Here is a 12,277-nt window from a genome sequence, read left to right on the forward strand (position 1 = left end):
TCTCCTCCTAAAATAAAATTATTTTGAAAACGATTTCATTCACTCTGTTAAACACATGTTACAATTTTGCGAAAACTAAGAATAGTTAATAAAACTTATAAAATCTTTTTGTAATTAATGTAAGCAACATAGTAATGAGGTTATTGAGGCTCTTCCGAAAACAAATCCTTTATTTTAAAGCGATTTCATTTTATAGTGTAAAAATAACAACAGTCCTTGGTTTGGAGGTTACGAAAGTGCGTATACGGCATGTACGTTTTAAACTTAGTACGGTAATCATCTTCCTTGTCTGTCTGGTTGTCCTCATTTCATTGATGATCACTGACCTATTAATCAGCCATTCAGTTAGTAAAAGCATACAAGCCAATTCAGAGGAAAAAGCGAGGATCGTCGCAAGAACCGTTTCAAAGTCTCATATAGTCATAGACGCGTTAGAAAACAGAACGTACTCCAACTCCGTTCAAGACTATACAAATGATATTCAAACAGCCACAGAAATGATGTTCGTTGTGGTGATGGATATGAAGGGCATACGGAGAACACATCCAAACCCGGACGAAATCGGAAAGCATTTTGTGGGAGGAGATGAAAAGCAGGCGCTAAAAGGAAAAGAGTATGTGTCCATCTCAAAGGGTACGTTAGGTGAATCAGTACGTGCATTTACGCCCATTTACAATAAAAATAACGAACAAATCGGAGTAGTGGCAGTCGGAATATCGCTAAAAAGTGTAGAGACTGCACTCGGACGAAGCCATCGGAACATATTGATCGTTACGTTTTTTGGACTATTGGTCGGTGTAATCGGCGCTATTTTACTAGCGAGATATATTAAAAGGACACTACTTGGGCTAGAGCCTTTTGCCATAGCAAAGATCACAGAGGAAAGAAGCACGATGCTACAATCCGTTCATGAAGGAATTATTGCGGTGGATCATCAATCGACGATCACACTCGTCAACAAGTCCGCCCTTCAAATTTTTCAAAAAGCTGGCCTAGATTCTAATCCAGTGGGGATGAACATTCACGACTATATGCCTTCCACCGGATTGGATCGAGTGTTACAAACAGGTGAGCCTGAACTAGATGAGGAACAGAACATTAATGGAGTCTCGATTCTCGTCAATCGTGTCCCACTGTTGGTTAATGGACAAGTAGTAGGAGCTATTTCCACCTTCCGTGATAAAACAGAGATCAATCAGCTCGCTGAGCAATTAACAGGAGTTAGAACCTATACCGATGCGCTTCGTGCCCAATCACATGAATTTATGAATCGTCTACATGTGATTCGAGGAATGATCGAGTTAAAGTCTTACAGTGAACTCACCGATTTTATTCGTACTTTGGTCAGTTACAGAAACCAAGAATTTGGAAACATCACCGAACATTTCAAGGACCCTGCTCTCGGAGGGTTTATTCTTGGAAAATTGAGTTATGCCAGGGAACAAAACGTCGATCTCACGATTGAAACTGGGACCGTCATTCCTGAACCTGCCGAGCAAACAACCACACATGAGCTGATCACTATTCTCGGGAATGTGATCGATAATGCGATTGAGGCAATGGTCGATTGCGAAGAAAAAACGCTTGAAGTGAGTTTTAGCTATGATGGTGAGTGGCTAGACATGGAAGTGATGGACTCCGGACCGGGAATATCTGTTGAAACGCAGGAACGAATCTTTGAAAAAGGTTACTCCACTAAAGGAGACAACCGAGGCTATGGACTACACTTAGTGGAAAAGAGCGTCCAAACGCTCGGTGGCGAACTCCAAATCGACTCGAAATGGATGTTAGGAACCAATATTTATATAAAAATACCTTATAAAAGCAAAGAGGTGGAATCATGATAAAGGTTCTAATCGTTGAAGATGATCCGATGGTTGCTGAAATTAATAAACGTTTTCTCCAAGATATGAAAGGATTTCGTCTCTCAGGCATGGTACATAATGTAAAGGATGCGATCATCTTTCTTCAAAAGGAATCCGTTGAACTTATTTTACTAGATGTGTATATGCCAGGTGATAGCGGACTAGTTTTGCTAAAATATATAAGAGAACACCTTATAGAAACAGATGTGATCCTCATTACCGCTGCCGGGGAGAAGGATAAAGTTCAAACGGCGCTTAGGCTCGGTGCCGTTGACTACTTAATCAAACCATTTGAGTTTGATCGATTTCAACAAGCACTGCTGAAGTTTCAAGATAAATATATGTTTTTTGCTAGTCATGCCGTGCTTAAACAAGAAGATCTTGATGATCGAATTCTCAGTACAGAGCAAACTCAGGTTGAAGAACCGATCATTGATTTACCCAAAGGATTAACGAGCAGCACTCTACAAGTTGTAGTAGAGATGATGAAAACAAAAGGAACACACCCTTTCTCTACTGATGATATTTCAGAAAGTACGTATATCTCCCGTGTATCAGTAAGGAAATATTTAAAGTTCTTAACCCAGCTAGGTGTATTAAAGGAATCATTAACCTACGGAATTGGTAGACCGGTATATTTATATACACTACAAGTAGAAAAACTAAACCAAGTGGACATGTATCTTTAAAAAGTGCATTTCCACTTTTTTTAATTTAAAAAAGTTGTATAGTTACAAAATCTATCAAACCTTGGTCATTTTCATTACGATGTAGAAAGATTGAAAGCGATTACCAAAGGGGTAGATATCATTGATAAATCTAAAAGAGGAAGCCATTAAGCTTCATAAAAAACATTTGGGAAAAATTGAGATTGTCAGCAAAATTGATGTAACTACTGAGGAACAACTGAGTCTCGTATATACACCTGGAGTAGCGGACGTTTGTAAAGCAATAGTGGAGAATCCAGAGCAAGTCGATGTGTTAACATCTAGAGGACATATGGTTGCTATTGTGTCAGATGGGACAGCCGTTTTAGGCTTGGGCGATATCGGACCAAAGGCAGCCCTCCCTGTTATGGAAGGAAAAGCTCTTCTTTTTAAAAAGTTTGCCAATGTAGATGCTTTTCCACTTTGTTTAGATACGAAAAATGTGGATGAGATTGTCGGAATCATTAAGGCACTATCTCCTAGTTTTGGAGGAGTAAATCTTGAGGATATTTCCGCTCCTCGTTGCTTTGAAATTGAAGAACGATTAAAGCAAGAACTTGATATCCCCGTTTTTCACGATGATCAACACGGTACAGCCATTGTCGTTCTTGCTGCGTTAATCAATGCAGTAAAAGTAGTCAATAAACAGCACCGGTCCCTTAAAATTGTGATTAACGGGGCAGGAGCAGCTGGAATTGCGATTGCCAAGCTTTTGATGCAGGCAGGATTTCAAGACATCACCCTTGTAAGCCTTGAAGGTGTGGTCAGCAAAGGCGAAAGATGGATGAATTCAGCCCAACAAGAGATGGCAGAAGTGACCAATTTAAAAAGAGTTCGCGGAACATTAGCTAATGCGATCCATGGATCAGATGTGTTTATTGGAGTATCTGGACCCGGTGCTATGAAGCCAGAACATATCCAATCTATGACGAAGGATCCGATTGTGTTTGCTATGGCAAACCCGATCCCAGAGATTTACCCAGAAGAAGCCCTTGCTGCAGGTGCCGCTATCGTAGGAACGGGTCGATCCGATTACCCGAACCAGGTAAATAACTTACTTGCCTTCCCTGGCATTTTCCGAGGCGCCATGGATGTGGGAGCAAAGGATATTACAACAGAAATGAAATTGGCTGCCGCTTATGCGATTGCAGAAGCTGTTTCAGAAAAAGATTTAAAAGCCGACCATGTCATTCCTAGCGCACTGGATGAAAGAGTGGCAAAAATGGTGGCCAAAGCCGTTTCGGTTGCTGCTATTCAGCAGAACAAAAGCAAAAGTTCGGTATCAGTATCGTAAAACGCCCTTTTCTGGTCACAGATTAGTAAAATCAAAAAAGTAGCCCCATTTGACCTGAATGGCTCAGTTTACAATACTGAGCCATTTTTAATATCCATCTTTGATTTCTTGTTGAACTAATCTCCCATCCCAAAAGAGCGGACATTAAGGCGGGCTTCAGCAGGGTTGATAATTAAGCGGAGAAATTCCTCTTAACTTATCTAATAGCAATGAAAATAGCAGAAATAGACGGAGAGATTCCGGCTATTGGCTCAAAAAACGGAAGAATGGGCAATTTCACTTTGCATAATCGGAAAATCTCCCCTTATATACCCTAAAAAGAGCTCTACTCTGCAGTATAACCGGAAAACCTCCGCTTATTTTTTTGTAAGATAAATTGTATATGTTATCTCCACCCAAATAAACAAATTGGCACTCATTTCAACTTACATTTTTATTGTTTTTGAAAAAAAACGGAACCGTATTTTTTCTTTTTTTTATATGAATGTATATTTTTTCAAAAGGTGCAAAATATATAGCTACACCAACGAAAAGGAGAGATTGAAATGGACAGAAACAACCGTGGAAATAACTCTAATCAATTAGTAGTACCTGGGGCTGAGCAAGCACTTGAACAAATGAAGTACGAAATTGCTAGTGAATTTGGTGTAAATTTAGGACCTGAAACATCTGCACGTGCAAACGGATCAGTAGGTGGAGAAATCACAAAACGCCTAGTGAGAATGGCCGAACAATCAATGGGCGGCAACTTCCGCTAATTTTGTAATAATTTATCCTTAGTTTTTTGTCTTGGGAGAGGTAATCTAACTTACCTCTCCCATTTATTTTGTTGCGTTTCCCAGTTTCGTGTAAATAATTGAGGAAATAAGTCGTAATTTCCTTGGAAATATTCGACACGTTTCTTTACTTTCTCTTATATCTTTTCTTGATAGTTACTACCACTAGGACAACAAAGAGCGAGACGATACTTAACACTTCTTTTAAAAGTTGAGAGATGGGAAGAACATTTTTAACGATCATTACCACAATTACGGAAAACAATATGGCAGTGGAATGTTTAGCGATGAAGTTCATATATCTCTCCTTTTTGATTATCTATGATTCTTCCTTATTACAAATAAGTCCTTTAAGAACATTATCTTAAAGGACTTGGAAGTAGACAATATTTTACGACAAGGTTTTTGGACAATTTTATGTTCGTCTCTTATAATTTAAATTTCCCTGTTAATTCCTTCATGTTTGATGCCATTTTAACAAGCTCTTCAATAGACTCCGTCATATGTAACACTAAACGTTCTTGTTCTAATGTAATATCCACGGTTTTCCTTACTTCAGTTGATGCTTGCTCGGCTATATTTGCTGTCTCTTTAGCTGATGCTGTGATTTCTTCCGTTGCTGCAGACATTTCTTCAGACGTTGCTGTCACTTCTTGGATCTTTCCATTCACTTCCTGTATGGCCCCTAGAATGTTTTTAAAAACCATTCCCGTTTCTCCTACCGAATGGATTCCTTCTTTTACATCGTCTAAAACAATCTTCATTTTCTCTGCTGTTACATTCGTATCACTATTTATTTTTTCAATAATGTTTCGTATATTAACCGTTGAACTTTCGGATTGCTCAGCTAGCTTACGCACTTCATCAGCAACCACCGCAAAGCCTTTACCTGCTTCTCCCGCGCGCGCTGCTTCAATCGCTGCATTTAACGCAAGTAAATTCGTTTGAGAAGCGATCCCTTGGATAATTTCTACAATGGACTCAATATCTTTGGAATGTGCTAGTAATGCCATGATGGAGTTTGATGATTCATTAACTGAATGACTAATGGTGTTCATTTGCTCCACTAGATCATTCACCTTTTGATTGCCTACCTCAATTTCGCCTTGTGTCTTGGAAGAAAGTTCCGTAACAACGGATGAGTTAACGGCAATATCATTGATATTCTCTGACACTTCTTCAATGATTTTTGCACTATCATCTAGGCTCTTATATTGAGTGTCTACCTGAGAGGCCATTTGCTCCATGATTACCGATATTTCATTACTTGCCCCTTTTGTTTCGTTCGCACTTACTAACAATTGAGACGTTGTTCCACTCATTGTTACCGAGCTTTGATTGATTACCGCAATCATCCTCTTTAATTCTTGAAGCATGTGATTAAATGAATCTGTTAAACTTCCAATTTCATCTTTCCTATTGGATTCAATCGTAACCGTTAAATCACCTTTTCCAACTAATTCGACCTTCTTGGCTAAATGTTTTAGCGGATTGACTAGTGACATTGTGGCTATGAAAATTAATAATATACTCAATAAAACAATTCCAACTGTCATCCAAATTAACTTTATTTTGCTCGCCTGTAGTGACGAATACACCAAACTAGCATCTAAATCAGCACCTAAAATCCCGATTAATTCTCCAGAATCCGATTTGATAGGGATATAGGCTGAAACTAAGGCACCATACTCTTCTGAATAAGTCAATTCCCCAACCTGTGACTTGCCCGTTTCAAAAGCCTTCACCATCAAGGGGTAATCATCTACGCCCTCTTCGACATCGCCTAATGCTGAGGCATCTTGTAGCATACCATCAACCATATAGTAATATTCAAATTCTCCTTCTTTTTCTTGTCGACCCATTGTATATAAATAGACCAAACCATTGGTTTCTCTTATTTCGTTTAGATTATCTCTTAGTTCATAATAGTAATCCGTTTCCCCTGAATCTAGTGAGATTTCCTCATATTGATCCAAATCAATCACTTTAACAGCATTTTCAGAAATGGAAAGTGCTTGATCCCCTAATGAACTTGTAATAACATTTTTGGACGTTTGAAAGGATACAAAGCTAGTTACGATTCCAGATAGCAATATTAAACTGGAGAAAATAACAATCATTTTTAATTTTATACTCTTACTCATAGACGTCTCCCTCTTAATCAACAATAATAGGACTATTATACTAAAAAAGGAAACTAATCTAATACTTTGTTGTTCGACAAATAACGACTTTAAACAACATGAACCAAAAAAGCATTAACCCAATTTGGATTAATGCCTTAGTTGCTCTCTTTCATTGTACCTAATATATATCTTAACTTGACGTTGAACTATATGTTATTAACGCAACTGAATTTCAAAAGGTTCGTCACCCAATGTTACTGTTAAAACTAAAGGTTTGTCTGATTCAGAGACCGTCTTTGGTACTTGAAAGTAAACATGGATATTCCCTTCCGTTAATGCATCGATACTTGAAGCGCCTAATTTTGTCCCGTTTTCTTCTTCTGCTGAACTTGTGTTCTCAAATGTATGTTTCCCATCGTATAACAAAGAAAAATTAATTTCCCCAAGCTTATTCCCAAAAGAAAATAAGTCAGTTGTATCGTTTTTAATGGTTCCAGTTAAGTGAAGATAAATTTCCGAATCAATGGTAATCTCATGGTTTGCCCAAGTATCTTCTGGATCAGCGTTTGATGCTCCAAATTTCTTTGTAAATTCGGCTTTTGTAAGTGTCATGACAACCGAACCATCTTCATATTTAAACTCTTTGTTTTTATCCAACAAATTTTGAGAAGGTTGAACCTCCTCTTCTTTGCTTGATGAAGATTCAAACACATCTTTGTCTTCTTCACTATTTTCACCTGATGATTTACTATTGTTTTCTTCAACTATTTTTGTTGAAGACTCTTCTGATTTTCCACAAGCAACTAAAGACAATACCGTAATCATTGCAATAAATAACCAAATTCTTTTCTTTTTCATATTATTTTCTCCCCTAGTATGTAAGTCAATACACCATTATACAAATATACCATATTTAGTAAATTATGTTTTACAAACATATTAATTTGATAGGAAAGTCCTGTTCAACTATAGCTAAAATGGACCATTGAGGTTTTTTCTCATTCGACCTTTTACCTTTGATTCGTATGTCAAAAATTCAAAGCCTATTTAATGTGCGTTCTTAAAAGTGTTTTACTAAGAAACCTGACAGGGAGAAATATCAACATTTATATTTAACAGAGCCATAAAGTAAAAAGACTGCAATCAAACTCAAAATACTTTGAGAGTTTGTCTACAGTCCGTTAAAAATAGAGTTTTAAAAAATTAATTTAGTTAATCTTTGCTGAAAGAGCTTTAAATCTTTCTGCAACATTCTTGGCAGTAAATCCATATTCTTCAAGCAACTGATTCGCTGGTGCTGATTCGCCAAAGTGGTCAATAGATAAGACCTCACCATATTCTCCGATATATTCTCTCCAACCTAAGGAAGATGCTGTTTCGATTGCAAATTTTGCTAGAAGCCCTTTAGGAAGGACGCTTTCGCGATATTCCTTCGTTTGCTTCTCAAAACGATCCCAACTTGGCATGCTCACAACGGAAACATAGATCTTATCTTCTTCGAGAAGCTTTTGTGCATCAATTGCGAGGGCCACTTCTGAACCACTAGCTAATAGTAAACCCTCTGCTTCTTTGGCTGCCTTAGATACCACATAGGCACCTTTTTGAACACCTTCAAATACTTCATCTTCAGACATTTCAAGTGTTGGTAGATCCTGACGAGTTAGTACTAGAGCGGTTGGGTTGCTCTCACTTTCCACGGCTAATCTCCAAGCTGCTGCAGTTTCCTTTGCATCAGCAGGGCGAATTAATGACAATCCTGGCATAGCACGTAATGATGCTAGATGCTCGATTGGTTGATGTGTGGGCCCATCTTCACCAACTGCAATACTATCATGAGTAAATACATAAGTAACAGGTAGCTTCATTAATGCAGACAGACGCATTGCTGGTCTTAAGTAGTCGGAGAATACAAAGAATGTTGCCCCAAATACTTTAACTCCTCCATGTAAAGCCATTCCGTTTAACGCCGCACCCATTCCAAATTCTCGAACTCCAAACCAAATGTTTCGTGCTTGATATCCATCCACCCCAAAGTTTCCTTCAAAAGTTAATGTTGTTTTATTCGAGCACGCGAGATCAGCAGAACCACCAATTAATTGCGGGACTTTTTTTGCGATTGCATTTAGCATTTTCCCTGAAGATGCACGAGTTGCCATTTTTTCACCTTTTGAAAACTGTGGTAGATTTTGTTCCCATCCTTCAGGCAATTCACCTTTGATTGCACGTTCCAGCTGCTGTGAAAGCTCAGGGTATTGTTGTTTGTAGCTCTCGAAAAGGGAGTTCCATTGATCTTCAAATTGCTTACCAATGCTTGCAAATTGTTGGAAGTGCTCTCTCACTTCATTTGGTACATGGAATGGCTCTTTTTCTTCCCATTCATAGGCTGCTTTCGTCAGTTCCGTCTCCTTCGGGCCAAGCGGAGAACCGTGAGAATCAGATTTCCCACCTTTATTAGGAGAACCAAAGCCAATGGTTGTTTTCACTTCAATAAGTGTTGGTCTTTGATCATCAAGCTTTGCACGTTCCACAGCATTTTGGACAGCAGTTACATCATTTCCATCTTCTACTCTGAGCACTTGCCAGCCATATGCTTCAAAACGTTGTTGGACATTCTCGGAGAATGTAAGGCTCAAGTCACCGTCTAAAGAAATATCATTGGAGTCATAAAGTACTACTAAGCGTCCAAGCTTTAAATGACCTGCTAATGAAGCAGCTTCTGCTGATACTCCTTCCATCAGATCTCCATCACCACAGATGCAATAAGTAAAATGATCGACAATAGGATAGCCTTCGCGATTGTAGGTTTCTGCCAAATGACGCTCGGCCATCGCCATCCCTGCTGCCATCGCTATCCCTTGACCAAGTGGACCTGTTGTTGCATCTACACCAGGTGTATGCCCGAATTCAGGATGACCCGGTGTTTTACTCTTATATTGGCGGAAATTTTTCAAGTCATCTAGCATGACATTATAACCAAACAAGTGCAATAAGCTGTATAGGAGCATGGATCCGTGACCCGCTGATAAAACGAAGCGATCTCGGTTGAACCAATTAGGATTTTTGGGGTTATGAATCATTTCCTTTGCCCAAAGTGCGTAAGCCATTGGTGCAGCACCCATTGGCATTCCCGGATGTCCTGAATTTGCCTTTTCAATGGCGTCGATGGATAATGTGCGAATGGTGTTAATTGCTAATTCATCTACTGTTTTTTTCATTTCTATTGAACTCATACTGACACTCCTTTTGTTAGCAGTTCGTCGTAATAGATCTATATAGTTTTAGATTTTAAAGATATTTCTAGCTGTTCCACTAAAGCGAGTCGCTCTTGGTGTCGACCACCCTGAAATTCTGCTTCGAGCCAGATGTCAACAATGTTTAGTGCAAGTGACTCTCCTAATACCCGCTCACCTAGGCATAGCACATTGCTGTTATTGTGCTCTCTGGTTGCTCTCGCGGAAAATGTATCACTTACAACTGCCGCACGAACACCCTGAATTTTATTAGCAGCAATGGACATTCCAATACCTGTTCCACAGCAAAGAATACCTAATTCACATTCTAGATTGGCAACCGAATCTCCCACTTTTTTTGCATATAAGGGATAATTAACACTTTCTGTAAAGTGAGTTCCGTAATCTAGGCATTCGAATCCTTTTTTCTCTAAGTGATGCTTAATAGACTCCTTCAACAAATATCCACCATGGTCACAGCCTAATGCGATTTTCATACGGTTGCCCCCTGTTTGTTTATTACTCTAGTTAGCTTCTCTACATTCTCCTTAACATCACCATGAAATGTGTATGAACCTGCAACGATTACATTGGCACCTGCTTCTACACATAGCTTGGCTGTTTCGAGGTTAATTCCCCCATCAACCTCGATGTCTATATTTCTACCTTCTACAAGCTTTTTTGCTTCCTGAATTTTCGGTAACACACTTGAAATGAAGCTCTGACCACCATAACCTGGATTAACGGTCATAAGTAGAATCATGTCAATTTCATCTAGAACATGCTTAATTGTTTCAATAGGGGTAGCAGGATTTAGGACTACACCGGCTCGCCGATTGTATTTCTTTATTAGCTGCAGACTTCGATGGAGATGCGTTGTTGCTTCCTGATGAATGGTAATGATATCCGCCCCTGCCTCAGCGACAATCGGAATAATCCAATCTGGATTTTGTACCATTAAATGAACATCAAAAATGAGCTTTGAACGTTGCCGAAGCATTTTGATTTGATCTGGACCAAAGGTAATATTGGGAACAAAGTTTCCGTCCATCACATCAATATGAAGCATGCTAATATTGCTTTGTTCTAAAAGCTGCATTTGGTCCTCTAAATGGCAAAAATCTGCTGCTAATATTGAAGGCGCTATTTTCATATGGATCTCCTCTTTTTCTCATTGTTCATTACTTCACAAAACAATGTTTAGTCATCTCTTCTTGATCAATGGCTTCTTGCCCATTGGGTAAAATCAACACCTTATTAAATGGTTCTTCTCGATTTATGATCATATTGAATGCTTTTTGAGTTTCCTCTAAATGAAAGCGGTGAGATATAAGATCATGTATTTGAATTCTTTTCTGTAAAAGAAACTCTATACTTTTTGTCCATTCCTCACCAGGGAATGGTGCAGAATAAGAATTCCAAAAGCCCTTTAAGGTAAGTTCTCTTCGAAAAATATTTTCAAATGCTTGTTCCGAAAGTAAAACATCTGAATAAGCAATTCCTAGATAACCAACTTTCCCCTGTTTCCTTATAACAAGCAAGCATTGTTCCTGCGTAATTTTTGATCCGGCACATTCTAAGGCGATATCCACACCAAGACCGTTTGTGTATTCTTTTATTTTTCTTGCTAAATCTTCTTTTAATGGATTGATGGTACGTTTACAACCGATTGACTTAGCGTAATCTAGTTTCTCTTCCGAAATATCAATAGCAATGATTTCTTGTACACCAGATACTTTTAGCCATTCAATGACGAGTATTCCAATCGTCCCAACACCAAATACCGCAACCACATCACCTATACGCGGAGAAATATTTAAAACACCATGCAGGGCTACAGCTAAAGGTTCAATCATGGCCGCCTCTTCAAATCTCATATTTCCTACCGGAAGAACATTGGTTGCTTTTATATTGACATATTCGGCAAACGCACCTGGAGACTTAGAACCAATCATTCCGTAATTTTCACATAATGAAAATTGCCCTCTTTTGCAATATTCACATGAATGGCATGGTAGAAAAGGGATACCAACTACTCTCTCCCCAAGATTTAAATGGCTAACATCACTACCTTTTTCTACAATAACACCTGAGAATTCATGACCCATGATAGCTGGAAGATCATACTTCCATTTGCTTGTCATTTTATGTGTGTCTGACCCACAAATGCCCGCAGCCATTACTTTTATTTTCACTTCATCTTTTTGACAAGGCGAAATATCAACTTCTTCGTACACAAAATAATTTTCAGAATAAAGAACTGCTGCTTTCATCTTTGG

The 12,277-nt window shown here is 38.6% G+C and carries 11 protein-coding genes; 4 read left to right on the forward strand and 7 right to left on the reverse strand.

All coding sequences use genetic code 11. The annotated features are described in order from the left end of the window. Window positions 1–236: 236 nt before the first annotated feature. From dcuS to ACVBAX_RS15790, 4 genes are all read left to right on the forward strand, one after another. A complete protein-coding gene (gene dcuS / locus ACVBAX_RS15775; protein ID WP_447117856.1) occupies window positions 237–1,844 on the forward strand; it encodes a DcuS/MalK family sensor histidine kinase in 1,608 nt (535 codons plus the stop codon). Beyond that, window positions 1,841–2,554, forward strand: a complete 714-nt coding sequence (locus ACVBAX_RS15780) for a response regulator (RefSeq protein ID WP_447117857.1) — start codon at window positions 1,841–1,843, stop codon at window positions 2,552–2,554. The genes dcuS and ACVBAX_RS15780 overlap by 4 nt, the downstream gene beginning before the upstream one ends. 115 nt (window positions 2,555–2,669) lie before the next feature. Continuing rightward, the gene (locus ACVBAX_RS15785) at window positions 2,670–3,866 is read left to right on the forward strand and encodes an NAD(P)-dependent malic enzyme (protein ID WP_447117980.1); all 1,197 of its coding nucleotides are present in this window, start codon (window positions 2,670–2,672) and stop codon (window positions 3,864–3,866) included. Window positions 3,867–4,411: 545 nt separating this feature from the next. Next, window positions 4,412–4,624 carry a small, acid-soluble spore protein, alpha/beta type gene (locus ACVBAX_RS15790; protein ID WP_447117858.1) on the forward strand — a complete coding sequence of 71 codons (213 nt, stop codon included), beginning with the start codon at window positions 4,412–4,414 and terminating at the stop codon, window positions 4,622–4,624. A 145-nt stretch (window positions 4,625–4,769) separates the two neighbouring features. On the opposite strand, the gene ACVBAX_RS15795 is transcribed toward ACVBAX_RS15790, so the two are convergent. The 7 genes from ACVBAX_RS15795 to ACVBAX_RS15825 all read right to left on the reverse strand — a co-directional run bounded on the left by ACVBAX_RS15795 (window position 4,770) and on the right by ACVBAX_RS15825 (window position 12,271). Further along, entirely contained in the window at window positions 4,770–4,940 is a 171-nt protein-coding gene (locus tag ACVBAX_RS15795; protein ID WP_447117859.1) for a hypothetical protein, read from the reverse strand. Between the two features lie 130 nt (window positions 4,941–5,070). Next, complete coding sequence (locus ACVBAX_RS15800) at window positions 5,071–6,786, reverse strand: methyl-accepting chemotaxis protein (RefSeq protein ID WP_447117860.1); 1,716 nt, start codon at window positions 6,784–6,786, stop codon at window positions 5,071–5,073. 198 nt (window positions 6,787–6,984) lie between these two features. After that, entirely contained in the window at window positions 6,985–7,626 is a 642-nt protein-coding gene (locus ACVBAX_RS15805; protein WP_447117861.1) for a hypothetical protein, read from the reverse strand. A gap of 350 nt (window positions 7,627–7,976) precedes the next feature. Continuing rightward, window positions 7,977–9,998 (reverse strand): transketolase, encoded by a 2,022-nt coding sequence (tkt, locus tag ACVBAX_RS15810; protein WP_447117862.1) that lies wholly within the window; start codon window positions 9,996–9,998, stop codon window positions 7,977–7,979. Window positions 9,999–10,036: 38 nt separating this feature from the next. Further along, a complete protein-coding gene (gene rpiB / locus ACVBAX_RS15815) occupies window positions 10,037–10,495 on the reverse strand; it encodes a ribose 5-phosphate isomerase B (RefSeq protein WP_447117863.1) in 459 nt (152 codons plus the stop codon). After that, window positions 10,492–11,151 (reverse strand): ribulose-phosphate 3-epimerase, encoded by a 660-nt coding sequence (gene rpe, locus ACVBAX_RS15820; RefSeq protein ID WP_447117864.1) that lies wholly within the window; start codon window positions 11,149–11,151, stop codon window positions 10,492–10,494. The genes rpiB and rpe overlap by 4 nt, the downstream gene beginning before the upstream one ends. 28 nt (window positions 11,152–11,179) lie before the next feature. Then, window positions 11,180–12,271, reverse strand: a complete 1,092-nt coding sequence (locus tag ACVBAX_RS15825) for a galactitol-1-phosphate 5-dehydrogenase (protein WP_447117865.1) — start codon at window positions 12,269–12,271, stop codon at window positions 11,180–11,182. Window positions 12,272–12,277: the final 6 nt, after the last annotated feature.

This window comes from Robertmurraya sp. GLU-23 (genome assembly GCF_052983275.1).

Bases quoted from the DNA above. Each gene is read 5' to 3' on its own strand.
- ACVBAX_RS15805 (WP_447117861.1), bottom strand. From the start codon at position 7,626: ATGAAAAAGAAAAGAATTTGGTTATTTATTGCAATGATTACGGTATTG.
- rpiB (WP_447117863.1), bottom strand. From the start codon at position 10,495: ATGAAAATCGCATTAGGCTGTGACCATGGTGGATATTTGTTGAAGGAG.
- ACVBAX_RS15780 (WP_447117857.1), top strand. From the start codon at position 1,841: ATGATAAAGGTTCTAATCGTTGAAGATGATCCGATGGTTGCTGAAATT.
- ACVBAX_RS15800 (WP_447117860.1), bottom strand. From the start codon at position 6,786: ATGAGTAAGAGTATAAAATTAAAAATGATTGTTATTTTCTCCAGTTTA.
- ACVBAX_RS15790 (WP_447117858.1), top strand. From the start codon at position 4,412: ATGGACAGAAACAACCGTGGAAATAACTCTAATCAATTAGTAGTACCT.
- rpe (WP_447117864.1), bottom strand. From the start codon at position 11,151: ATGAAAATAGCGCCTTCAATATTAGCAGCAGATTTTTGCCATTTAGAG.
- ACVBAX_RS15795 (WP_447117859.1), bottom strand. From the start codon at position 4,940: ATGAACTTCATCGCTAAACATTCCACTGCCATATTGTTTTCCGTAATT.
- tkt (WP_447117862.1), bottom strand. From the start codon at position 9,998: ATGAGTTCAATAGAAATGAAAAAAACAGTAGATGAATTAGCAATTAAC.
- ACVBAX_RS15825 (WP_447117865.1), bottom strand. From the start codon at position 12,271: ATGAAAGCAGCAGTTCTTTATTCTGAAAATTATTTTGTGTACGAAGAA.